A 23735-nucleotide genomic window follows, 5' to 3' on the forward strand; every position below is an offset into this window, starting at 1 on the left:
TGCTGGAGGCGATCTTCAAGGCCTGGGGCGAGGTCACGGGCCAGGAAGGACACGGCGCCGTCATCCACCGCCGCGCGAGATAAGGCGCACCCTCGCGACGGCCAACCGGCTTGCGTAGACGACGTGACGACGACCCGGACAGCGTGAACTCAGAGGCTCGACGGCTTCTCAAGGTTTTTCGACCAAGCAACTACCCGATCAGCGCCTCCGAAGTGTCTCCTCCAGAGTTGAGGTCAACAGGAGAGACACTTGCCGCCGCGCAATCCGCCCCACCCCGTCGACAAGCACGTCGGCGCAAAGATCCGTCTTCGCCGCAAGTCGCTCGGGATCAGCCAAGCCAAACTCGCCCTCGGGCTGAACCTGACCTTCCAGCAAATCCAGAAGTACGAGCGCGGCGCCAACCGCATCAGCGCCTCGATGCTCTATCGGCTCGCCGGCGTCCTGCGCGCGCAGCCAGCGTGGTTTTTCGAGGGGCTGCCGGCGACCGACGCCGAAGAAGCGCCGAGCACGGCGCAAATGGAGAAGGCTCAAGCCATCACCGCCTTGCTGGCGAGCCCCGACGGCATCGCGCTGGCGCAATTGCTATCCGGGCTCGAGCCGAACCGGCGTCGCAAAATCCTAGGGCTGATGGCGGCGCTTGGGCCTCCCGCCGACCAAGACGAGGCCGCCTAGGCGCCCCGCCCCCGCCGCCCTCGCACGAACACCCGATCGGTGGCCATGAACCGCTCGAGCATCCTCGGCGCGAGCTTGGCGGGCTCGGCCGACTTGCCGCCCGTCTGGGAGGCGAGCATCTGTGCGTAGGCGACGAGGTCACGATGGACGCTGGCCGGCAGGTCCAGCGTCACCTTCACCGGCGTGTCGTCCTCCAGCGCCCCCAGCTTCAGCTTGCCGCCGCTCATGACGCTTTCCTTTCGTCGACATAGGGTTCGAGCACGAGGTCGCGGGTCAGAAGCACCCGTAGCGGCGCGCCGGGGCGGATGGTCAGGGTCGGGGCCAAATCGAGGCTCTTGCCGACCATCTGTTGACCAGCGGAACTTGCGGTGTCGGCGCCGGCCCGGCGAACGGCGCGGGCGATGTCGCTCTCCTCGCTGGAGGAGCCGACCTCGTTCCCGATGGCCAGCAGGGTCGAAAGCCCCGCCGCGGCCAGAACCCGGCCGCCATGACGGTCGACGCCATCCTGCAGGCCGGCCATCCCCTGTTCATCGGCGCCCGGCAGCTTGTCCAGAACGATCGACTTGCCCGACGGCAGGGTCAGGCGCGTCCACACCACGCGCAGCCGGCTTTGGCCGGCCTGGACCTGAGCGTCGTATTCGCCGGCCAGCTTCGAGCCCTTGGGGATCAGGAGATAGCCGCCGCCCAGGCTGTCGTAGACGTCCTGGGTGACCTGGGCGATCGCCATACCCGGCGCGTCAGACCGCAAGCCCGTCACCAGGGCGGCGGGAATGATCGATCCGACCTGCAGCACATAGGGCGAGGCCGGCGGCTGGAGGCGCTCGATGCTGGTGAGACGCGCATCGCCGGATGCCGCCTTGTCGCCCGGCGACGCGACCGCGGGTTCCAGGGCCGCGGCCGCAACAGCCTCGCGCGCGCCCTGCGCCACCGCCGCGACGAAGAGGCTGCTCTGGATCGCCGCTCTACGGATTTGGCGCTCGGCTTCGATCCGCGGATCGACCACCGGCGGCGTCGGAACCACGGCCGGCGTATTCGCGCCCGAAACCACCGGCGCCGGCTTGGCCTCCCCCTCCCTTGCCCGCGCGGCGCTGAGCATCGGCCGGCCCAGATCCCCCGGCAGCGGCGGTCCCAGCGCGGGCGTGCCGGCCGGTCCGACATAGCCGCGCGGCAAGGCGGTGACCGTCTCGGGCGGCCGCGCCGTCGTCACCTTGGCCTCCACGGGCGCTGCCTTGCGCTTTTCCATCAGCGACCAGCCCAGCGCGCCGGCGACACCGGCGATCAGTACGGCCCCGACGATGACCAGAGCCCTGCGCGAGACCCGCGCGACAGGAACTTGAGCGCCTCGCAGGCGCAGGGTCTTGGCGATGGCTTCTTCGGCCTGCTCGGCATCCTGGTTCATTGGCCAGCCTCCTTGATCGGGGAAAGGCGCGTCAGGCGCACAGCCTGGGCCCGGCGCTTGGCGCCTAGGCGCAGCTCGGCGCGGTCGAGCAGGCGATCGACGATGATCCGCCGCCCCTCGACGCGGTAGTTGACGAGTTCGGCGGTCTTGCCGTCAGGGCCGATGCGATAGAGCGGCGGCAGGTCGTCCATGGCCACGGCCGGGCCGAAGTCGACGAAGAGGCGCTGGCCATCGTCCGACACCGCCACTGGACGCCAGTTCGGATGGGCGCCGCTGATCCTGTAGGCGGTATTGAGCGGCCGCGCCGGGACCGCCGGCGCCAAGACCATATCGGGCACGACGACCGGAACGATCGAAGGCGGCACCGCCGCTTCCACAGCCGCCACATATCGCCAGGACACCTGCGACAGCCAGGTCCGGGCCGAAGCACGAAGCTCCAGGTGGTAGGTGCGCCGATCGGTGTTGATGATGAGGTTCGTGGCCAAGCCCGAGGCGGTGGGCTTGATCATCACGTGGACGCGCCGACCAGCGCCCTGGCCGCTGATCGTGTCGCCGATGACCCAGCGGGCGGTGTCGCCGGCAGCTACGGGTCCCGAGCCGACCAGGGCCTCCCCGGGCTCAAGAACGATATCGGTGATCCGACCCGGCGTGGCGATCACCGGATAGACCGCCTCCTCGCGGTAGTCGAAGCGCTTGGCGCCGCCGGGGACCTCCAGCTGTGCGGAGGGCGCGGCCGCACAAGGGCTGGCCAGCACCAGGCAGACCATCAGGACCGAGCGGGTCATGCGCCGAACTCCTTGGACCAAGCGATGCCGGACACGAAGACGCCCAGTGGATTGGACCGAAGGCCCTCGGGCGTGCGGGGCGCGACGAGATTGAGGGTGAGAATGGCGCTCCAGCGCTCGGTGGCGGCCAGCTGGCCCTCGGCGTAGCGCTGCTCGGTCCAGGCGACCCGGAAGCTGCCAGGCGTGGCGCGCACCACGCTGCTGACGGTGACCACCACCTGAGCGCGGCCAACCTGGGCGAAAGGATCGGCGCGCCGGGCGTAGTCCGAAAGGACCGCAGCGCCGGCCGCGTCGGTGAAGTCGTAGGCTCGAAGCCAGGCCTGGCGCATGACCACCGGGTCGGTGGAGACGGCTCGCACGTCGGTGATGAACCGCGCCAGGGTCCAGGCGATCATCGGGTCGGTCGGCTTGGCGCCCTGGATCGCCGGCGCCACGACGCGAGGCTCGCCCAGCCGATCGACCTCGACGACCCAGGGCGTCACCGAACCGCGGGTCGCCAGCCAGGCCAGTGAACCACACAGCGCGGTGTTGGCCATCAACAGGCCCAGCGCGGTCAAGCGCCAGTTGGCGGCCTGGACGCGGGCGGAGCCAACGCGCTCGTCCCAGGCTTGGCCCGCCCGTTGGTAAGGGGTTTCCGGCTGCGGTGTCGCGCCATAGCGCGCCGCGCCCTTCAAGGGGTTCATCCTAGTCCTCCTTCAGGCTGGGGGCGGCGTCGCCGCCGTTGTCGTGACCGCCGCCGATCGCATGGGCGGCCATCTCCGCGCCGCGCGTCAGGGCGTGACGATCGGCCAGCGCCTGGGCCCAGACGGGGACCATCGGCGCGCCGCTACCGCCCTCTCCGCCGCCGCCCTCGTCGTTGCCGGTCTTGGGCGGCGGCAGGGAAAAGCCCGCGCCCCCTCCTCCGCCGCTGTCGCCTGGCGGCGGCAGACGTGGCGGGCCAGAGGGTCCACCGCCGCCGTCTGGCGGCGGCAAGGCTCCGCTATTCCCAGGCGGCGGCAGACGACCACCCGCAGCCCCGGCCGCACCGGCCGCGCCCGCGCCGCCGAAACCGCCAAACGACATGCCCGAGACCGCGCCGGCCGCCATCTGGGCAGCGCCCGCCGCAGCCATGGCCATGCCGGCGACCGCCATGCCCGTGCCGACGGCCGCGCCGGCGCCCAGCTGCGGCGCACCGGAAACGAGGCCCGAGGCGATCCCAGGACCAAAGATCGAAAGGCCCAGCAGGGTCAGAGCCGCCAGGGCCATGGCCAGGGCGTCTTCTATCGTGGGCTGGCCAGCAGCCTGGCTGGTGAACTCGGAAAACAGGGTCGAGCCGATGCCGACGATCACCGCCAGCACCATGACCTTGACGCCCGAGGCCATGACGTTGCCCAGGACCTTTTCGGCCAAAAACGCGGTACGCCCAAAGAGGCCGAACGGCACCAGGACGAAGCCGCAGAGGCTGACGAGCTTGAACTCGATCAACACCACGAAGATCTGCACGGCGATGACGAAGAACGAGACGATCACCAGGAGCGCCACGATCAGCAAGATGAGGATCTGGACGGCGTTTTCGAAGAAGCCTGGAAATCCGCTCAGGTCGTTGGCGGCCTGCAGGATCGGCTTACAGGCCTCCAGGCCTAGAGCGGCAAGCTTGCCGGGTCGCAGAAAATCCTCGGCCGAGGTCCCCACCCCGCCCGCTTTGAGGCCAAGGCCCGAAAAGCTCGACAGCACGATGCCGGTCAGGGTGTGGAAGTTGCCGATCAGGAAGGCGAAGAACCCGACATAGAGGGTCTTCTTGACCAGCCGCGCGAGGATGTCCTCGCCATGGGCCCAGGCCCAGAAGAGCGCGGCCAAGGTGACGTCGATGGCCACCAGGGTGGTCGACAGAAAAGCGACCTCCCCGCCAAGCAGTCCAAACCCGCTGTCGATGTAGCGGCCGTAGGTGTCGAAGAAGCGGTCGATGACGCCGGTGTCGGTCATGGCCGGGCCTCGCCGAAGAAGTGGGCCCGAGCGCGCGCCCAGGCCCGCCGGCAGGCTGGATCGTCCTTTGCCGCCTCGCCCAGATCGCGGCAGCGTCCAAGCTCGGGATCGCCGCGATAGCCAGCGACCTCCACCGGCGCCATGGGCACAGCCTCATGCTGGCCGCGAACCGTGACCACGACGGCGCCGATCAGGATCCAGGCCGCGACGCTAAGACCGATGGCCCACCTCATTGCGAGCCCGATCCCATGAACTTGGCGAAGCGCGCCTTGGCGTCGGCGCGGGCGGCGGCCTGGTCGGCGGCTTCCAACGCCTGGGCGCGACCTTGGGCGGCGGCCAGGGCGATGAGGTCGGCCAGCATCTGCGACTGAAGAGCGAGGAGCTGGTTGCCGGCCTGGGCGGCCTGCAATCCGCCGACCGCGCCCTGGCTGGCCCCCACCAAAGTGGTGAGCTGATCGCGGCTGGCGCCGAGACCTTCGACGACGCCGGCCTGAAGTTTCAAGGCGTCCTGGAAGCCGGCCATCGCCGTCGTCCAGCGCGCGTCTGCCCGGGCGGTCAGGTCCGCATCGGACGCCGACAGCGAGACGGCGCCATAGTTGGTGGTGAAGGCCTTCTGGATCGAGGCGACGTCATAGGCCAGGGCCTGGGCCTCGCCCAGGAGCTGACGCGTCCGATCGACTTGGGCCTGCAGGGTCGAGAGCACCGAGTACGGCAGGCTCGCCAGGGTCTTGGCCTGGCCGATCAGCATCTGGGCTTCGTTCTGCAGAGAGCTGATCTGGTTGTTGATCGACTGCAGGGCGCGGGCGGCCGTCAGCACGTTCTGGACGTAGTTGGTCGGATCGAAGACGACGATCCGCGCCTGGGCCAGCGGCGGCGCCAGCGTCAGCCAGGCGGCCGCTGGCGCAGTCAGAAGCGCCGCCGCCAAGCGGCGTCGGGAAAGGGTCATGGCAGGCTCTCCGGGAAGGAAGGGGAAGCGCCCGCCGCCCCCGAAGTCAGTAGATCGGCCGCCCAGGGAAGACCCCGCAGGTTCAGCCAGGCTGCCGCGAAGCCCTCGCTCCCCACTGCGGCCAGCACCGCGCCGATGGCGGTCTGGTCGGCCTTGGAGGACGCCGCACAGAACGCTAGGGCCACGGGGCCAAGGCCCAGATCGAACAGCCGATCGCCGACCCGCGATTGCAGGTAGTAGTCGCGAGTCGGCGTGGCCCGGGCGAGGATCTCGATCTGGCGCTCGTTCAGACCGAAGCGGCCGTAAGCGGCCGCGCCCTGCGGCTCCATGGCCCTGGGATTGGGCAGGAAGATCCGCGTTGGGCAGCTCTCGACGATCGAGGCGGCGATCGGGCTACCCGTCACATCGGCCAGCGACTGGGTGGCGAAGATCACCGAGGCGTTCTTCTTGCGCAGGGTTTTGAGCCACTCGCGCAGCTGGTCGCCAAAGGCCGGATCATCGAGCGCCAGCCAACCTTCGTCGATCAGGATCAGGGTTGGGCGACCATCGAGCCGGCGGCCGATGCGATGGAAGAGGTAGGTCAGGACCGCGGGGGCTGCGGCGCTCCTGGCCAGACCCTCGGTCTCGAACACCTGGACGTCGGCGCTGCCCAGGGCTTCGCCCGATCCATCCAGCAGCCGGCCGAACGGACCGCCCAGAATGAAGGGGCCGAGGGCAGCCTTCAGGGGCTGGCTGGCCAGCAGCGCCACCAGGCCCGTCAGCGTCCGCTCGGCGACCGGCGCGCTGGCCAGACTGCCAAGAGCGGTCCACAGATGGTCGCGGACCGCCGGGGTGATCTCCACGCCCTCACGGGCCAGCACGGCGGCCAGCCAGCCGGCCGCCCAGGCTCGCTCGTCGGGATCGTCGATCCGCGCCAGAGGCTGAAGCGCCACCGCCCCGCCCTCGCCGGAGAGGTCGTGGAAGTCGCCGCCCATGCCCAGCGCTGCGGCGCGGCTTGAGGCGCCGAAGTCGAAGGCGAAGATCTGGCTCTTCGGATAGCGACGAAACTGCAGGGCCAGCAGCGCCAGCAGCACGCTCTTGCCCGCGCCCGTCGGCCCCACCACCAGCGTGTGACCGACATCGCCGACGTGGAGGCTCAGGCGAAACGGCGTGGAGCCGGCGGTGCGGGCCAAGAGCAACGGCGGGCCATCCAGATGGATGTTGCGCTCGGGACCGGCCCAGACCGCCGACACCGGCGCGATGTGCGCGAGATTCAACGTCGAGAGCGGCGGCTGGCGGACGTTGGCGTAGGCGTGGCCCGGGATCGTGCCAAGCCAGGCCTCCACCGCGTTGACGCTCTCGCGGATGACGGCGAAGTCCCGGGCCTGAATAACCTTCTCGACCAGCGCCAGCTTGCTGTCGGCGACCGCGGGATCCTCGTCCCAAACCACCAGGCTGGCGGTGACATAGGCGTAGGCGACCGCATCGCCGCCGAGGTCCTGCAGGGCCAGATCCGCATCGGCGGCCTTGTTGGCCGCATCGTTGTCGACGAGCGGCGAGGGTTCCTGGGTCAGGGCCTCGCGCAGCAAGACAAGGACGGACTTGCGCTTGGCGAACCACTGGCGCCGGATCTTGCCCAGCAAGGCCGCAGCGTCGGTCTTGTCCAGGCACAGGGCCCGGGTGCTCCAGCGGTAGGCGAGGCCCAGCCGGTTCAGCTCATCGAGTAGGCCAGGCGTCGTCGCGGCCGGAAAGCCGGTCAGGGTCAGGACACGCAAGTGCGCTTGTCCAAGCCTGGGCTGCAGGCCGCCGGCCAGCGGCTCGGTGGCCAGCAGCGCGTCCAGCTGCATCGGGGTCTCGGGGACCGCCACGCGCTGGCGCACGGTCGAGATCGCCCCGTGCAGGAAGCTCAAGGTCTGAGCGTCATCAAGCCAGCCGACCTTGGGCATCAGTCCGTCGAGCAAGGCCAGCAGCCGGTCGGACCGGTCGACGAAGCCGGAGAGCTCGGCGCGCCAGTCGAGCCCCACTCCTGCCCGCCCTTCGACGAAAAGGCCCTCGACCCGGCCCCGCCGATCGGCCGGCGGCAGATAGGTCAGGGTCAGGTAGTAGCGGCTCTCGAAGTGCTCGCCGGTCTCGACGAAGGCAGCCTTGCGTTCGGCCTCGACCAGGGTCGAGACCGGGTCGGGAAAGGTGCTGTCGGGATAGGCGCCCGCCGGATCACGGCGAGCCTCGACGAACAGCGCCCAGCCCGAGCCAAGCCGGCGCAGCGCCCCGTTCAGCCGCGCGGCGACGGCGGCGACCTCGGCGTCGGTTGCCGAGTCTAGGTCCGGCCCACGAAACTCAGCGGTGCGCTGGAACGAGCCGTCTTTGTTCAAAACCACGCCCGGCGCCACCAGGGCCGCCCAGGGCAGGAAGTCAGCGAGACGCGCCGGCCGGCGACGATATTCCCGAAGATCGAGCATGGCTCAGACCTCCAGGTAGGCCGGCAGCCGGACATGCCGGCGGCCGACGTCGAAGATCTGCGGATCGCGACTGGCGGCCCAGACCGCCAGGCCGTGCCCGACCAGCCAGACCGCAAGGCCGACGATCCACAGCCGCAGACCCACCCCCAGGGCCGCGGCCAGGGTGCCGTTGACAAGGGCGATCGCGCGCGGGGCGCCGGCCAGCAGCATCGGCTCGCAAAGCGCTCGGTGAACGGGCGCGGCAAACCCCATCGCGCGATCGCCGGCCATCAGACCAGCGCCCCGCCGCCGAAGCTGAAGAACGACAGGAAGAAGGAACTGGCGGCGAAGGCGATCGAGAGACCGAAGACGATCTGGATCAGCTTGCGCGAGCCGCCGGAGGTCTCGCCGAAGGCCAGGGTCAGGCCCGTGACGATGATGATGATCACCGCGATGATCTTGGCGACGGGACCCTCGATCGACTCCAGGATCCGCTGAAGCGGCTCTTCCCAGGGCATGGAGGAGCCGGCGGCCTTGGCCGAGGAGGCGACCAGCAGGGCGGCGATGGTCAGGGGCGGAACGCCCCCGCGGCAGTCGAGCATGGAGCCGGCGAGCAGGCGTGCGCGCAGGCGCGAGGGTTCTCGCGTGGACATCTTCAAAAACTCCTGGGGTTTTAGGGGCGGGATCTCAGGCGGGGCTGAGCTGGTAGGCGCCGTCGGGCGCGAGCCCATCCAGGCGCGCGAGGTCCGCAAGGCGGCGCTGTCGGCCCCGCCCCTGCAGGACCGCGATCAGGTCGATGGTTTCGGCGATCAGGCCGCGCGGCACGACGACCACCGCTTCCTGGATCAGCTGCTCCAGGCGCAGCAGCGCGCCCAGAGCCGTGCCGGCGTGAAGGGTCCCCACCCCGCCCGGATGGCCCGTGCCCCAGGCCTTGATCAAGTCCAGGGCCTCGGCCCCGCGCACCTCGCCGATGATGATCCGGTCGGGGCGCAGCCGCAGCGACGAGCGCACAAGATCCGACAGGCTCGCCACGCCCTCACGGGTCCGCAGCGCCACCTGGTTCTCCGCCGCGCACTGCAGTTCGCGCAGATCCTCGGCGATGACCACCCGGTCGCCTGACGCGGCGACCTCGGCCAGCAAAGCGTTGACCAGGGAGGTCTTGCCGCTGGAGGTTGGACCCACGACCAGGATGTTGGCGCGGATGGCCACCGCGTCGCGCAGCACCCTGCCCTGCTCGGCGCTCATCACGCCGGCTCGGACATAGTCGGCCAGGGTGAAGACCAGGCTGGCGGGCTTGCGGATGGAGAAGGTCGGGGCGGCGACCAGCGGCGGCAGCAAGCCCTCGATGCGCTCGCCGGTCCCCGGCAGCTCGGCCGACAGTCGCGGCCGGCCCGCATGGATCTCGACCTCGACGTGATGGGCGACCAGGCGCAGGATCCGCTCGGCGTCGGCCGACCCGATCGACAGCTCGGCGTCGACCAGGCCCGCGTCGAAGCGGTCGATCCAGACCCGACCGTCGGGATTGAGCATAACCTCGGCCACACCCGGGTCCTCCAGCCGCGCCAGCAGCAAAGGCCCCAAGGCGGTGCGCAGCATCTGGCGGCTGCGCTCACGTCCGGTCTCGGTTTCGGAAAGGTCCACGGCGGGTCCCCGTTGCTACGGGGATGAGTAAGAAGACGCAGGATCGGCCGATCTCAACAGCCAAATCGACCCGTCGTACCCAGGCGTACAAAGACAGGAAAACGGCGGATCGAAACGCGCTCGACGTCCCCGCCCTGGAGGTGGACAGCCTTCGGCGCCGTCCTTGCTGTGAGCGCCAAGCACTCGACGCCGAGGATCGCCTTGTTTCAGCCTGATGATGTCGCCGCCGCTGTCGACCGCTATGTCGGCGGTCGCATCCGAATGCGACGCAAGCTCCTCAATCTGTCGCAGGATGGGCTGGCCGCTGACGTCGGATTGAGTTTCGGCGCGATCGACGGATGCGAACGCGGCCTGTCCCGCCTCCCTCCAGAACAGATATCAGCCGTCGCCAAGGTGCTGGGCGTGCCTGTCGCCTATTTTTTCGAGCAGTTCGATCCGAGCGAAGACAATGCCGCGCGCCTTGGAGCCGCTTTGGAAGAGATGCAGGCGGTTGATGAGGGACAAGCACTCGCGGCCCGCTTTCCCGAATTAAGCCGGGAACTGCGAAGCCGGCTTCTCGAGCTGGTCAAAGCCCTAGCCGACGGGCCCGAGAAGCCACAAGGCTGAGCCGCAGACCAAAGCAGAGACGCGGTCGCGACAGCGATCTGACCGTCCGAAACGGGCGGCGGAACCAGCTCCGGTTCGCGACCCGTTCCTGCGGTTGGGGGCGCCCACTTCTCCGGTGTGGTCGCGCCACGAGCTGACATTGTGGTCTGGTCGGAGAGCAGATGTTAGATGCCTTCGAAGTGACCGAGGGCATGGATCTATGGATCGCTCACCACGGACGTGGGAGCCAAACCTAAAGAACTCAGCCTCGAGGATTGTTTGTTCTGGGCGTCCCTGAGCCGTAACTTTTCCTGGAGGCACGCAGGCCGTTTGCCGGATAGGTGCGCCGGTCATCGACAATCGATGGGCGTCCGAGCCCCCCAATCGCGTGAGACATGAGACCGTGATCGATACAGGAAAACGCCTCCGCCTCGATCTCCTGCAACGGGATGCCGAGCAGAAAATCCTAGCACCACTGCGGACCCACGGTTGGGCCGCGGCCGTGGAGCAGGAGGTCTTCGCAGGAGAGTACCTGATCATCGCGGCCAGCCGGGGCGCGGCGAGCCACAAGATCGCATTGCTCTACAGCTGCGCGACAGACAACGCCGTCTATCGTCGGGTCGCGACCCAGGTCCAGCACATTTACTTCAACGGCCAACCCTACATGCAGGAGTCGTTCGCCCATGGGCTCGACAAGCCCGTGGAGTCGGTCGAGGCGTTCCATGCGCTTCTTCTGGATTGGAACCAGTCGAGCAGCGACGGGAAGTTCGCCGCTGTCGAACCGAAGGACTTCGGGCCGGTCGGTCGCCGGCCAATGCGGCTACTGCTTTCGGAAGCGCCGATCGATGCGGTGTGGCTACGCGTCCGGCAACTGCAAAGCGTAACGTTGGCCGAGCGGATGATCGCCGAGCGCGCGCGACGCGAAGGCGTTGAGCTCGAAAGCAGCACTCTACGGGCCAAGGCCGAGGGCATTTCATATGCTTTGCGCAATGCGGCGGACTATTTCAAACGGGGAGACGAACACGCGGTCGGGCAGAGGGTCGTAAATCTCTACTACGGTGCCCTGGCGTTCGCCTTCGCCGAGATTCTCGCGCTCCCCAAGGGTGCCGACACACTTGACACGTTGGAGAGCAGCACCAAGCAAGGGCACGGCCTCTATACGTTCGACGGTGATAACGACGGCGCGCAAACGATCGTGGTCGGTGCGCTGCAGTCCGGCTTTTTCTTGGCCTGGATGAACGCGATCGGCATCGAAATCGTGAACGTCCCCAGCAAGCGTCCTAGGACGACGCAGGACCTGACCAAAATCGATCCGACCGTCAGGATCACGATTGAGGAGCTGTTCGCCACGTTGCCGGAGGTCTCAGATCTGTTCGCCGACATTTTCGACAGCCCGCCACGTTGGGTGCATCCCGCGGGAGACATGGAAGCCAACCTCTCTGGCCTCCATCGCGGCGCGGCGCGGCCAACCCGATCCTATATCCGCCTCGTCGACCAGTTCGGGCGCCTCAGCCCCACCGACATCGCGGCCTTTCCAGGCCCGATCAGCGATATTCAGGAGGTGGATTCAAAAGGCGATGGCCGACATTTCCGGGTGCTCGTGGACCATGCCGAACATCCCAACGCCTGGGGTTCTCTGGCGCTACACCACAGCCCCTTCACTCGCTCGGCGCTGCTCCTGCCGATATTTCAAAACGTCGGGCACTACCGCGTCGTCTGCGTCGTCCTACTATACGCCCTCTCGATCATCGTCCGCTATCGGCCCAGCCTTTGGCGGAGGATACAAGACGGCGACCTGGATCACCTTCGTGCGCTGATCGAAGCCTTCCTCGCCGTGGCCGAGCGGGTGTTGCCGCAGGCGTTCCTTGAGACGGTCACCGGACAGCCCGTCTTCGCCAAGCAGCCTGGCAGTTTTTAGGGACCGCGGGTCCGACCTACCGGTGCCGGAAGAACACCGCGACGATCGCAGTGCCTTTCCATCCAAATTACTTGGCCTAGGCCGGCCTAAGTTTCGACCACCGCATATTGGGCAATATCATTAAGCGCACGAGGAAAGGCTTGCGCCAGCAGCAGACATTGTTGGCCGGCCAGGAACAGGACGTTCAAGTCGGAGAGCAAGCCTCGTGGAATCCGACCAGAATCGCGCAGATGGAATTGGAGAGTTCTGCGACAGTCCAATTGTCCGCCGCATTCCCGCACAGGGACAACCTGCACCTCAATGTTGAGACGAGCGAACCGCAACACCTTAGATTTGGTCGTATCGTTTGCATGCCTTAGCCTAGGCGACCACCCCACCTGCAGCCGCAACGACAGATTCCAATCGGAGCCGGTAATTGCCATTCGCCGACGAACACCACGTCCAACGCATCACAACCGCACTCTGGTCGCGGGCAGCTTCGGGAAAAGCCGCCGTACTTGTCGGCGCAGGCTTCAGCGCCAACGCCACCCCGTTACGCCACAACCAAACCAGCATGCCTGGCTGGACCATGCTCGTGCATCGAATGATCGCCGACCTTTATCCGGGCGACAGCGACGCTGAAGTCCAGCGACGCAAGAAGCTTGGCGACGGAGCAGCCGCAACGAGCGCCGCCCTCCGGATTGCGCAGGAGTATGAGGCCGAGTTCGGGCGAGACAGCTTGAATCGACTGATCTCTGATCGTGTTCCCGATACTGCCTTCGGCCCGGGCGAACTCCACAAGTCGCTACTCCAACTACCTTGGGCGGACGTTCTCACCACCAACTGGGACACCCTTCTTGAACGTGCCGCGGAACTCGTCGAGGAGCGCGTCTACCGGACTGTCCGCACAACCGCTGACATTCCAATGTCACCGGCCCCCAGGATCGTGAAGCTCCACGGTAGCCTTCCGTCGCATCGCCCGTTCATCTTCACCGAGGAAGATTTCCGCACATACCCGGCTCGCTTTGCGCCGTTCGTCAACTTGGCGCGTCAGGCGACCATGGAGAACGTCCTGGTCCTTGTGGGCTTCTCCGGCGATGATCCCAACTTCCTATACTGGTCGGGGTGGGTGCGCGATCAACTCGGTCAGCACGCCCCCACCATCTATCTGGTCGGCGCGCTGGACCTGACGGGCTCGCAGCGGAGAATGCTGGAAAAGCGCGGTGTCCAACCGGTCGACCTGTCTCAGTTGGAGGCCTATGCGGACTGGCCAGCAAACCGACGTCATGCCATGGCCGCGCAATGGTTCATCGAGCGCCTGACCGCATCACGCCCCTATCGAAAAATCCGCTGGCCAAAGGCGCCGCCGTCCAAGGGCAAGTTCGCGTTGGTCAAACCGGTAGCCGATCCAATGGCGCCGCTCGACCTTCCCTTAGCTCCGATGCAGGGTAACTGGACCGAAGAGCAGGTCAGAAGTGAGATCCTTCCAACCTTTGCGCACAACCGTTGCCTCTACCCGGGCTGGGTGACGGCACCGCAACGGGCCCGCGACCGCATCTGGCATTTTTTGAAGTCCGCGATCCCGGAAGCTCGCCGGGCGCTAACGTCGCTTGAGCCGGAACTCGCGCTACCGCTCGCCTACGAGATGAACTGGCTGAGCGAGATCGCATTGGCGCCTCTATTTAGAGATCTCGCCGAGCCGATCAGCGATCTCCTAGAGAAGCTCTCACCTCTTCCTGCCTCCGGAGAAGCCGGCGAAAGGGTCGTAAGCTTGGCGACCGCGCTGATGCGCCGGGCACGAGAAACAGGAGACCCGGTCGCGTTCGCCAAGTGGGAGACCTGGCTGGAAGTGAACGCAACCGCGGTCGAGGCAAGAGAGCGCCTTCAGTTCGAGCGATGCCTGATCGCGCGCGACGGGCTGGATTTCACCCTCCTCGACGAACGACTGTCGGCCTGGGAGCCAGACGGTGACCCCTTCTGGCTTGTTCGCAAGGCTGCCCTACTCGCTGAGAACGATAGGGTTGAAGAAGCGCTGGCGCTTTCACGAGAAGCGCTGGCGGCCATCCGGCTCCGCACGGACAAGGATCAGGAGGACATCGCCTCTTGGTCGCGAGAGGCGTACGCGCTGCGGCTGCGATCAGCATCGCTCGCATCGCAGCTCCAGGACTGGGAAAGAAACCTCGCTGAACGCGACACCTTTTCAGACCGTCTACTCATGCTCGCGGCGCAAGGGTGTGCGGCCGATGAAGAGGTCCAGTGGTTCGACACCGAGATGAACCACATCCCCCCCAACCTTCCTGTCGAAGAGGTGATCACTCGGGGCTTCGACGTGGGGAACAGCACAACCACCCGCCACTGGAACACGATGGGCGCCATAATCACGCGCCTGACGGCATTGCAAGCCCTCCGCTTCTTCGAGGAAACCGGCACACCCGCTCGCATCCCGCCCAACAGCGTCGCGGCCTCTGCGATCGCCGGCGCCGGCATATGGCTGCACACCCTCGACACAGGACGGGCGATCGGCGCACTCGTTCGGTCTGCTGGCGGACCAGAAAAGAGCTCGATGGACGTGGTCTTTTCTCGCGACGCGGTCGGTGCGCTGTCGGACGAGGAGGCTGAGATCTGGGGCCAGCGCCTCCTCGTTGGGAGCCGGTCCCTGCGCGATAGAGTCATAGACTCGAGAACGCGGCGGTCAGCCGAACCGCGTCTAGTGGTCGTCCTAGAGATGCTATCGCGCCTTGTCGTACGTCGTCGCAGTTTGGCCCTCCCCGCCCTTGAGGTGGGCTTGAGCCTCTATGGCAGCAAGGAGGCCCGACTTTCGACGAGCAAGCCGCTCCAGAACCTGCTCAGACGAGCCTTTGTCGCCCTTCCAAAATCGGCCAAAGCTCACATGCGTCGCCAGTTTCTCGAGACCGATATCCCAACCGGTCGTGGGGAGCGCTTCGACCCATGCGATGTCGTCTTCATCAAGGCTGGACCTCTTCAACGAGACCCAGAGCTCGCATCGATCATTGCCGTAACGACCAGCAAGGTGCGAGAGGCCCAAACCCGCTGGGCTGCAACGCTTCGTATGCAACGACTGCGGAAGGCCGGGATGCTCAGCCCCGAGGAGGACCAAGCCTATATCGACGCTTTGTGGGACGAGTCCTTCATTGATGGGGGCCTTCCTGGCCAAACACCTCTGCGGCCATGGGTTTTCGCTCTTTTGCCAAGCCCTCGGGGCAAGGATGGGCAGCAAGCGGTGCGGGCCCGCCTGCTGGGATTATCGACCTTCACAGGCAAAGATCCCGTCGGTGAAATCAACGGGGCGATCGCTGGGGACTCGGCGCCTTTGCACCTGAGCCCCCGTGAGCTTGCTCCTCTTTTGCAACTCGTCCTGGCGAAAGCCGCCACGCCGCCCGAACCGGAGGAAAGCCACCCCATCCCCTTCTTCGCCACGCCCGAGAAGCTGGACCTCGAGTTTTGGCGGCTGTTCGAGGAGATGGTGTCGCTCGCACTCAAGTATCCATCGACACGGAAACTCGTGCGAAAGCACTTCGCCGCACCAGGTCCTGTGCAACAAGCGATCGCTGCCGCCATCCTCGTCAAGGCTGACGAGATGACCCAGATTGAGGCTCAGCGCCTGCTTGTCGCTGCCTGGGATGGCGAAGATACTGCCATCCAAGCTGCGGTCTGCGGCGGCCTTAGCTGGTTGCGCCTCAAGCCAGGCGGCGCAAAGCTGCCAGATGAGATCTGGGAAGTGGCCTCCGATGCGGTCGTGGCCCGGTCAAAGAACGCCATGAGCCTGGGCTTGGAGTTCATGGCCGTCGCCTACGAACAGCATGCTTCAGACGTGCCCCCTCACATCGATGCGCGACTGCAGCGGGCTCTTAAAACCCTGCTTGACGAGACGGGTGACGAAGAGGTGCGCGCGGCCTTACCCTATGACCCTGGCCACGCCCGCCGCGGCGCCGCTCGGCTCCTTCGCGCGCTTGAGGCCGCCGGCCGCGTCGATCCTGCAGTGATGTCGCTCTGGCGTGAAGCAGCGGCCACCGAGCGCATGCCCGAAATCGAAGATCGCTTATTTTGCGCCGCCGATGACGAAGGAGGTGAGGAGGTCTAACTTGGCGCTAGACTCTGCTGCACAGCAAGGGATCAGGGCCGCCCAGGCCTGCCTAAGCACCCGCATCTCTAGTGAGGCCGCGCTACACGCGGACATCGGTCAAGCGCTTCAATTCAGAGTTTCGAAGGAAGATTCTGAAGACACTAGAAGCCGGATTTTTCAGCGATCTATTTGTCAGCGTTTCAGGCGAGGCCAATCAGCATACTGCGGGCCGTCGGGGACAATCCTTTGCGCGGTGGATAGCGCATGACAGACATTTCCGCATCGCTAAACCCTAAGTGACCGCGTTGGGTGACCTCCGCCAGACGAGTCAGGTCGAAGACGTGGCCAGACCTTTCGGCGAGTTTCGCAAGAGTCCCGCCCGCCTCCTTCCAGTCGTATGAGAGCGGACCGTTGCCGAACAGTTCGACAGCGGTGAGGGCGATCACCCGGGATGGCTTGCGGTCCGCGCTGGCCCGGCTCCAGCCCCAGCGACATAACTGCCTAAGCCGCCTCACCTCCTCGGTCGAGAACTGACGCTTAAGGGTCGAGACCACCAAGTACGCACCCGGCAAGGTCTCGCCCAGAGCTTTCAGCCGAGAGATATCTTGAGGTTTGAATCCGTCGTTTCCAAGGCTCTTGCACTCGCCGACCACGGTCGAGGGATCCCGGGCGGCCCGTCCGAAGTTGTCCCCGCCCCACCACGCGAACAAATCCGTTTCCAGCCGCGCGCCGGCTCCTGTGACAAGATCGAGACTGGTCGTGTAGGTGAAAGGCGCCATCGACGACAATCGTTCAAGGAAGGCCAGGGTTAGCGCCACGCCGTAAGCGCCTTGGGCGAAGTGCGGCGTCACGAACGGCCCCACTAGCCGGTATTTCCACGGGGCGGCGGACGGCTTGCCTTGCGGATAAGCGTAATCCTTGCGGCATCGCTCGCATCTGAGAGTCGAGGCCACATCGTCCAAGCTGTACCAGTTCTCCTTGGTACAATGACTGCAGCGCGGAGCTAGGCCGAGCTTAAGCACATTGGCATCGACCAGTCGCTGAAGGGATTGATCGTGGGGCGTCAATCGCTTCTGGTCCACCCGTTTCAGGGTGTCGATCCAAGTCTTGGCCGGCGCGGTGGAATCCGGAAACTCCTCGCTGTCTCCTCCAGTCCGCACGACGCGGCTGCGTGCCATCTTGTCGAGCAACTGGATGATCTCGGGATGCTTGATCCGGTGGGTTCCCCAAAGACCACCGAGCGACGAAATGACCTGGTCCGTAATCCGGCCTGCCTCCGAAGTCGTGGCGGCCACGCCCTGCCCCTTTAGCCAACTAACGACCGCCTGTTCGCGGGTAGCGAGTTCGAACAGACCGGTTTCCGTCGCGAAATTGCGGAAGGTCACCAAGCCCTCGCGCGTCGGAAATTGAGGCTCAGACGCACGCAGAGGATAGTCCGGTGCCTCGCCGAGCGCCGCCGACGGAAGGGCTTCGGCGAAAGGACTGTCGGCGCCATAGCTTCGGGCGCGAATTACGTTGATCCAGGCCGGGCCATGACCGGTCCACCGCGTTTCGAACGCTGGTGCCACGACAGGAACCGGTATCGTCGCGCGGCCATCCACGGAAGCCGCGATCTGAGCTTCGCGGCGGTCAGCTGAGACCTCGACAGCCTTTGGGCGGTAGATCCCATCATCTTCCACCTCCTGCCATAGCGGCTCGTACCAAGTCTGCACAGACAGCGAGCGCGGGGGCAGAGTGGAAAGCGGCAGATCAAGCCGACGAACCACGGCTTCGGCGTCGAGCGAGCGGGCAATGTGAAGGGTGGTCCCTATCATCACCCCGTTGGGATTGGTTGGCAAAGGCCGATGGTTCGCGTTGATCATTTCAAGAATGAGATCGCGCGACGCTTCCAGCCAGTGCACATTTACCATGACGGGATCGCGCGCGATTAGCCTGAAATTCCAAGCATCGATTACATCGGCGCCGTTTAGCGGATCGAAGATGAATAGGGACGGGTTGCGATGCCCATCGAAGCGGGTCTCAAGCCCTTGTAGAGTATACCTTAGGGGATAGTAGGCACCGGTAGTGATCGCCCGCCAGGCCTCCGCGTCCGGCGAAACGACCTCGGCCTCTACCGCGTCGTGGAAACTACGCGCGACATGGTCCAGGCCAACGCTGTCCGGGAACATCCCATAGGCGGTCTCGCAGAAGGCCTCGCCGATCCGGTCGCCGGATTTGAACATCAGATTCTTGCGTGGATGGCGCCTCTGGAATTGGAACTCCGTTCGGTAGAGGTGCGCATAGACGCTGAACATATCGACGCCAAGGGTCAGGGCCGGTGCGGCGTTGATCTCCTGGTAGATCAGATCATCGAAGTCGATGTACCTCCGCCTTACACCGTAGCCGACATCGGCCTTCATGCCGGCGAGCTCGAACTGACCGTCCGCGGTTTGGACGAAGACGTCCGGCTCGAAGAACCTCAGATAGCCGCGTGTCACTTTGAGCGGTGTCGGTCGGCGGAAAGGTTCGCCTCGCCACGGTTTGGGAAGAGTTCGTCCCACCGGAATAAGGGGGCACAGCATGCCTCCCCACATGCAGGCCGCCATCCGCAGCACGCGGCTAAGTGCCTTACGGTCCACAGGATCGACTAGGAAACCCGCCCGCACGGGACGTAGCGTAACCCTTGTAGAAATCGGTTTCAGGTGGCCCTCCCCTGATCATCCTCCCGCGGCGCGAGTCGGAATCGTCGGTCAGTGACCGTTGGTCTGGACAAATGACAGCATTTTCCCGGCCGCTAAATAGTTCGCCACTCGCTCACATTGATCGATTGTGCCGCAGGTAGAGCAGTTCCATCAGCTGTCGGTTTCGGCTTCACGTCGCTCAGCAGACGGCTCGAACCGCAGCTATGGGTCAGTCGCAGCTCGTTCATCGAGAACTTCAGCCCGCAGGAGCCGCCCAGAACTCAGTCGGCGCGCCAGCGCATCTAAGAACCCCGCGTACCGCTCCTGTCCCTTGGCGCTCTGCGCCTTCTGATCCCCCGCACTAAGGCTTGGCGTCGCCGTCAGCCAGGCCTTCACGAACAGAGCGATCGCCTCGTTGGAGATCGTCAGATCGCGCCCTTGGCGCTCCAGTTCCCGGCCGATCCGATCGAGGCGTCGGACCACCGCGGCCTCGGCCACCTCGTTGCTGTCCGGCGACAAGTAGCTGGCGACCGCAGCCTGGATGATCTCCGACTTAGACCGCTTCATCCGCCGAGACGCTTCATCAAGCGCGAGGACGAGCTCGTGGGACAGGAAGACCTTGGCCTGGACTTTCATCGCGGCCTCACAGCGGGATGCCGTCATCGGGGTCGAGACTGGCCTGCCTTGCCGCAAGCCTGAACCGGCGGCTCTGCTCAGCCTGGGCGGACTCGTCGGCGTCAGGATCAGGGTCGAGCCAAGCCTCAGGTTCGGGCGCCTCCCGTACAGGCTCGGAAGGCGCCTCGAACTCCGGTTCGATGCGATGGCCGCCCTCGTCGTCAACAGAACGCGTTCCCCCTCCCATTGCTGCGGCGCCACCGACGACCTGGCCCCAGGGCGAGGGTCCGCTGCTGGCGATCCTCCCGGGCTCTGGCGGGGGCAGGACCCGCTTCGAAAGCCGAGCGTCCATGTAGTAGCGGACCTTCCGCGCGCGGATCGGCGGCAAGCCAGCCATCTGGATGATGGCCTCGTGCGCCGGCATCTGCAGAATTTCGCCCGGCGTCATCAACGGCCTGGCCGTCTCCTGGCGGCTGACCATCAGATGACCGAGCCATGGCGACAGCCTGTGACCAGCGTAGTTCTTCATCGCCCGCATCTCAGTGGCGGTGCCAAGACTGTCGCTGATGCGGCGCGCCGTCCGCTCGTCGTTTGCGCCAAGGGTGGTGCGGATATGGCAGTTGTCGATGATCGAGTTGTTCTCGCCGTACGCCTTCGCCACCTGGTTCGTCTCGCGGCTTAGATTCTCGTCCAGCGACACCTCTGCGGGGTCGTTGGTCGTATCGACCACGCACCGCACCGGCGCCCCCCTGGCCAGCGCCTTGCGCTTGGCCAGCAGGCGCAGGGCTTGGCGGCGGCCTTCACCGGCGCTGACGAGGTAGTAGCCGGTTTCCTTGCCGTCCTTGACCTCGGGCTCGACGACGAGCGGCTGAAGCACGCCCTTGTAGGTGATCGAGGCCGCGCGCGAGGCGATCACCTCGGCGCTGTGGCCCACGCGCCGGACGTTCTTGGGCGAGGCCTTCAGGCGATTGAGCGGAATATCCCGGACCTCGCCGTACTGGACGACGATGCGGGCGGGACCTGCGGCCTTGCCGCTGCTGGCGGCAGTGGCGGGGGTCTCAGAGGTGGTCATTGAAGCCTCCTTGGGCTGTCGGGGTTCGAGCGCAAAAGGCGCGCTCGAACCCGGCGCCCGTCGGCGAGACCTGGGTGTGCAAGCGGAGGGGCGGCTTCGCGGGGACCCGGCTGCAGGGCCCGCAAGGGACCGAAGCTGGGCGGAAGCCGATCCGAAGCGCGCCGAGGGCGGAGCCCTAAGTCCCACGGCTGCAGCAGCAGCCGGAAAAAGCCCTCGGGTGGACCGGTAAACGGGCCCGGTCGAACGCTGACACGAACCTCCCGACCCGGACCGGGCCTTCGCGGAGATGGTCCCTCTCCTGCCGCCGGCACGGCCGCGCCTTCCCTCGGGCCCTGGCCGGCGGCATGGTGCGACAAGCGATTCAAGGACGCCCGCCCATGGCCCAAAAGCCCCGCACAAGCGACGACGAATGGCGCAGCGCCTTGGCCCTGGCCCTGGTCGAGACCGGCTTTCGCAATTCGCGCCTGGAGGAACTGCACGCGGGCGTCTCGCCCACCACGGCCGTGGGCGACTACAGCGACGTCAAGGTGGTCACGCCCTATGGCGAGATCGTCTGGTCGCGGGTCTCGCGTCTGGACGACGAGGAGATGAAGGCGCTGATGATCGAGGTGGCCGATCGCGTCTACACGGTGCTGGCCCACCCCGAGCCGTTCCTTCGCCTGAAGGGGGCCGCGCGCTGGAACAGGCCCCAGCTTGATCCGGCGATGATGGACGTGGTCGCTCGATGGGAAGCGCGCGCCGCCGGCATGGCCGAGGACGAGGTCTTCGCGACCTGGCCGCACGACAGCTCCAAACAGCGCCCCCCGATACGCGCCGAGCAACGCGCGCCCGCCGACCAGGTTGAACTTGAAAGGCCCGATAAGCCTTCAGCGTTCGAAACCACGCCGGAGGCGATGCGCGAGCTTGCCGAGGCGCCGATCGCCGACCCGGTCTGGATCGCAAGGGCGCGCGAAGCCCTACGGTTGGGCTCCAAGGGCTGGGAGCGCTCGCAGTTGGAAGCGCTCGACGCCTGGGAGGAGGCTTCCTACGGCCAGGACTGAGGTGACAAGGGCGCGCGGGCGACGCAGGGTCCGCGTTTCGATTCCCCCACTCAAGGATTTCCCATGAACACCGCCGACATTGCAGAAGCCCTGGCCGCCGCCGACGACAAGATCACCAAGACCCAGGCCAAGGCCCTGGTCGACGGCGTCTTCAAGGCGATCGCCGAGGCCGCCACCAAGGGCGAGGAAGTCTCGATCCCCGGCTTTGGCAAGTTCAAGATCCAGGACAAGCCGGCCCGCACCGGCCGCAACCCGGCCACCGGCGCGGCCGTCGAGATCGCCGCCAGCAAGAAGGTCGCCTTCACGCCGGCCAAGCAGCTGAAGGACGCCGTCAACGGCTGACGGCTCGGCGCCGCCTGGTCCTGGCCTCCGCAGGGATGGTCCCTCGGTCCTGCGGCGCCCGCTCTCGCCAAGGTGATGCTTTGCCACTATGGACAACCCTGGACTACGGTTTGGGGGAACGATCCGTCTTGCGCACCTTGATCATCACCTTGGCCTTGTGGCTCGGCGCGGCCGGCGCGAGCCAAGCCGCCGACACCGTCTATGTGCTGGCCACCTCGCTCAACTGCCGCCAGGCCCCCTCGCCCAGCGCCAAGATCGTCACCCGCCTCAGCCACGGTCAGGCCGTCGAAGTGATCGAGCACGGCGAAACCTGGTCGCGAGTCGAGACTGCACGCGGCGCCCGCTGCTGGGCCGCTTCTGACTATCTTGGCGCCGACGTCCCATCCGAGCGCCTGAGCGATGTCGGGCGCTCACGCGCTACAAGCACACGCACATCTAGCCCACGCGCCGCCTATGGCCGCGCCTCAAGCCGTTCGACGCGGCTGATGTCGCCGGCCCCGCGCAAGCCCCGCCGCGCCCGCGCTCCAAGCTACTACGACGCCGGCGGCTGTCCGTGCTCGGGTTCGCGCGTCTGCATCGGCCCGCGTGGCGGGCGCTACTGCATCACTTCGGGCGGCAACAAGCGCTACGGCGTCTAGGCCCGAACCTGCCGGCTCGGCATGCGTCAAGCCGGCTTTGGACGCGCCCATTTGGGGGAACGATACCGCCAACTCAGGAGCCGGCTAACTGCAGGCGCCGAAGATGGCGCAAGCGACAACAGTTACGGTCAGAGGGTTGGCAAGCGTTACGACAGGCAAAACGGCGGCGCACCAGGTTCGCCGCCTCTGAACGCCTCCGGTGCAAAGCGTGACGATCAAACTGATCAGCCAAACCGCCGGGCTCGCGTCCCCCGGCCGGCCGCGACCTAGACGGTGCAAATTGCGGCGCAGGCCCCATATCCGTCGTCCCTGCCCTATCGGACCACGCCATGACCAAGCCCTTGAAGATCGACTTCGTCTCAGACGTCTCCTGCCCCTGGTGCGTGGTGGGCCTGGGCGGCCTGGAAGCGGCGCTTGAGCGGGTCGGCGACCTGGTCGACGCCGAAATTCATTTCCAGCCGTTCGAGCTCAACCCGAACATGCCGCCCGAGGGCGAGAACATCGTCGAGCACGTGGGCAGGAAGTATGGCGCCACCCGCGAGCAGTCGGACGCCAATCGCCAAGCGATCCGCGACCGGGCCGCCGCCGTCGGCTTCACCATGGCCACCGACGAGAACAGCCGCATCTACAACACCTTCGACGCCCACCGCCTGCTACACTGGGCGGGCGAGGTCGGGGACCAGACGGCGCTCAAAAAGGCCCTGTTCGAAGCCTACTTCACCGACAACCAGGACCCTTCAGACCATGAGACCCTGGTCCGGGCCGCAATGAAGGCGGGCCTGGACCCGCACGCGGCCCACGAGGTCCTGACCTCGGGCCGCTACGCCCAGGAGGTCCGCCAGGCCGAGCGCGCGTGGCAGGCGGCCGGAATCAGTTCGGTGCCGGCGGTGGTGATCAACGACCGGCACCTGATCTCGGGCGGACAGCCGGCTGAGTATTTCGAGCAGGCCCTGCGCCAGATCGCGGCGGAGGCTTAAATC

22 protein-coding genes are annotated in these 23735 nt (G+C 66.3%); 8 read left to right on the plus strand and 14 right to left on the minus strand.

From position 1 onward, the window contains the following. Nucleotides 1–249: 249 nt before the first annotated feature. On the plus strand, nucleotides 250–672 hold the full coding sequence (locus tag AC07NS_RS09700; RefSeq protein WP_110132728.1) for a helix-turn-helix domain-containing protein: 423 nt from the start codon (nucleotides 250–252) through the stop codon (nucleotides 670–672). Here AC07NS_RS09700 and AC07NS_RS09705 read toward each other — a convergent pair. The 11 genes from AC07NS_RS09705 to trbB all read right to left on the minus strand — a co-directional run bounded on the left by AC07NS_RS09705 (nucleotide 669) and on the right by trbB (nucleotide 9777). Then, nucleotides 669–899, minus strand: coding sequence for a DUF2274 domain-containing protein (locus AC07NS_RS09705; RefSeq protein ID WP_494602914.1), 231 nt, complete (start codon nucleotides 897–899; stop codon nucleotides 669–671). The two genes, AC07NS_RS09700 and AC07NS_RS09705, sit on opposite strands and share 4 nt — an antisense overlap. After that, nucleotides 896–2071, minus strand: a complete 1176-nt coding sequence (locus AC07NS_RS09710; RefSeq protein ID WP_494602915.1) for a TraB/TrbI/VirB10 family type IV secretion system protein — start codon at nucleotides 2069–2071, stop codon at nucleotides 896–898. The genes AC07NS_RS09705 and AC07NS_RS09710 overlap by 4 nt, the downstream gene beginning before the upstream one ends. Continuing rightward, complete coding sequence (gene trbG, locus AC07NS_RS09715; protein WP_494602916.1) at nucleotides 2068–2856, minus strand: P-type conjugative transfer protein TrbG; 789 nt, start codon at nucleotides 2854–2856, stop codon at nucleotides 2068–2070. The genes AC07NS_RS09710 and trbG overlap by 4 nt, the downstream gene beginning before the upstream one ends. Then, nucleotides 2853–3539 carry a conjugal transfer protein TrbF gene (trbF, locus tag AC07NS_RS09720; RefSeq protein ID WP_494602917.1) on the minus strand — a complete coding sequence of 229 codons (687 nt, stop codon included), beginning with the start codon at nucleotides 3537–3539 and terminating at the stop codon, nucleotides 2853–2855. The genes trbG and trbF overlap by 4 nt, the downstream gene beginning before the upstream one ends. A gap of 1 nt (nucleotide 3540) precedes the next feature. Continuing rightward, nucleotides 3541–4818, minus strand: coding sequence for a P-type conjugative transfer protein TrbL (gene trbL / locus AC07NS_RS09725; RefSeq protein ID WP_494602918.1), 1278 nt, complete (start codon nucleotides 4816–4818; stop codon nucleotides 3541–3543). Beyond that, on the minus strand, nucleotides 4815–5051 hold the full coding sequence (trbK-alt, locus tag AC07NS_RS09730; RefSeq protein WP_494602919.1) for a putative entry exclusion protein TrbK-alt: 237 nt from the start codon (nucleotides 5049–5051) through the stop codon (nucleotides 4815–4817). The genes trbL and trbK-alt overlap by 4 nt, the downstream gene beginning before the upstream one ends. Further along, a complete protein-coding gene (gene trbJ / locus AC07NS_RS09735; RefSeq protein ID WP_494602920.1) occupies nucleotides 5048–5764 on the minus strand; it encodes a P-type conjugative transfer protein TrbJ in 717 nt (238 codons plus the stop codon). Before trbJ ends, trbK-alt begins: the two co-directional genes overlap by 4 nt. After that, the gene (gene trbE / locus AC07NS_RS09740) at nucleotides 5761–8202 is read right to left on the minus strand and encodes a conjugal transfer protein TrbE (protein ID WP_494602921.1); all 2442 of its coding nucleotides are present in this window, start codon (nucleotides 8200–8202) and stop codon (nucleotides 5761–5763) included. The genes trbJ and trbE overlap by 4 nt, the downstream gene beginning before the upstream one ends. A 3-nt stretch (nucleotides 8203–8205) precedes the next feature. After that, on the minus strand, nucleotides 8206–8472 hold the full coding sequence (locus AC07NS_RS09745; RefSeq protein ID WP_494602922.1) for a VirB3 family type IV secretion system protein: 267 nt from the start codon (nucleotides 8470–8472) through the stop codon (nucleotides 8206–8208). Beyond that, the gene (locus tag AC07NS_RS09750; protein WP_101719783.1) at nucleotides 8472–8783 is read right to left on the minus strand and encodes a TrbC/VirB2 family type IV secretion system protein; all 312 of its coding nucleotides are present in this window, start codon (nucleotides 8781–8783) and stop codon (nucleotides 8472–8474) included. Before AC07NS_RS09750 ends, AC07NS_RS09745 begins: the two co-directional genes overlap by 1 nt. An 85-nt stretch (nucleotides 8784–8868) precedes the next feature. Beyond that, on the minus strand, nucleotides 8869–9777 hold the full coding sequence (gene trbB, locus AC07NS_RS09755; protein ID WP_494603463.1) for a P-type conjugative transfer ATPase TrbB: 909 nt from the start codon (nucleotides 9775–9777) through the stop codon (nucleotides 8869–8871). Between the two features lie 213 nt (nucleotides 9778–9990). Between trbB and AC07NS_RS09760 the strand changes: the two genes are divergently transcribed. From AC07NS_RS09760 to AC07NS_RS09770, 3 genes are all read left to right on the plus strand, one after another. Continuing rightward, nucleotides 9991–10428 carry a helix-turn-helix domain-containing protein gene (locus tag AC07NS_RS09760; protein WP_494602923.1) on the plus strand — a complete coding sequence of 146 codons (438 nt, stop codon included), beginning with the start codon at nucleotides 9991–9993 and terminating at the stop codon, nucleotides 10426–10428. 382 nt (nucleotides 10429–10810) lie between these two features. After that, the gene (locus AC07NS_RS09765; protein WP_494602924.1) at nucleotides 10811–12325 is read left to right on the plus strand and encodes a YaaC family protein; all 1515 of its coding nucleotides are present in this window, start codon (nucleotides 10811–10813) and stop codon (nucleotides 12323–12325) included. Nucleotides 12326–12740: 415 nt separating this feature from the next. Beyond that, entirely contained in the window at nucleotides 12741–16406 is a 3666-nt protein-coding gene (locus AC07NS_RS09770) for an SIR2 family protein (RefSeq protein ID WP_494602925.1), read from the plus strand. Nucleotides 16407–16588: 182 nt separating this feature from the next. On the opposite strand, the gene AC07NS_RS09775 is transcribed toward AC07NS_RS09770, so the two are convergent. The 3 genes from AC07NS_RS09775 to AC07NS_RS09785 all read right to left on the minus strand — a co-directional run bounded on the left by AC07NS_RS09775 (nucleotide 16589) and on the right by AC07NS_RS09785 (nucleotide 20735). Beyond that, on the minus strand, nucleotides 16589–18949 hold the full coding sequence (locus AC07NS_RS09775) for a hypothetical protein (RefSeq protein ID WP_494602926.1): 2361 nt from the start codon (nucleotides 18947–18949) through the stop codon (nucleotides 16589–16591). A gap of 321 nt (nucleotides 18950–19270) precedes the next feature. Next, on the minus strand, nucleotides 19271–19684 hold the full coding sequence (locus tag AC07NS_RS09780; protein ID WP_494602927.1) for a CopG family transcriptional regulator: 414 nt from the start codon (nucleotides 19682–19684) through the stop codon (nucleotides 19271–19273). 7 nt (nucleotides 19685–19691) lie between these two features. Next, nucleotides 19692–20735 carry a ParB/Srx family N-terminal domain-containing protein gene (locus tag AC07NS_RS09785; RefSeq protein WP_494602928.1) on the minus strand — a complete coding sequence of 348 codons (1044 nt, stop codon included), beginning with the start codon at nucleotides 20733–20735 and terminating at the stop codon, nucleotides 19692–19694. 377 nt (nucleotides 20736–21112) lie between these two features. On the opposite strand from AC07NS_RS09785, the gene AC07NS_RS09790 reads away from it, so the two are divergent. From AC07NS_RS09790 to AC07NS_RS09805, 4 genes are all read left to right on the plus strand, one after another. Next, a complete protein-coding gene (locus AC07NS_RS09790; RefSeq protein WP_494602929.1) occupies nucleotides 21113–21775 on the plus strand; it encodes a hypothetical protein in 663 nt (220 codons plus the stop codon). A 63-nt stretch (nucleotides 21776–21838) separates the two neighbouring features. Beyond that, nucleotides 21839–22117 (plus strand): HU family DNA-binding protein, encoded by a 279-nt coding sequence (locus AC07NS_RS09795; protein WP_494602930.1) that lies wholly within the window; start codon nucleotides 21839–21841, stop codon nucleotides 22115–22117. 128 nt (nucleotides 22118–22245) lie between these two features. Further along, a complete protein-coding gene (locus tag AC07NS_RS09800; RefSeq protein WP_494602931.1) occupies nucleotides 22246–22755 on the plus strand; it encodes an SH3 domain-containing protein in 510 nt (169 codons plus the stop codon). A 329-nt stretch (nucleotides 22756–23084) separates the two neighbouring features. Beyond that, on the plus strand, nucleotides 23085–23732 hold the full coding sequence (locus AC07NS_RS09805) for a DsbA family oxidoreductase (RefSeq protein ID WP_494602932.1): 648 nt from the start codon (nucleotides 23085–23087) through the stop codon (nucleotides 23730–23732). Nucleotides 23733–23735 lie beyond the last annotated feature (3 nt).

It is taken from the genome of Caulobacter sp. GW821-FHT10A10 (assembly GCF_059415745.1).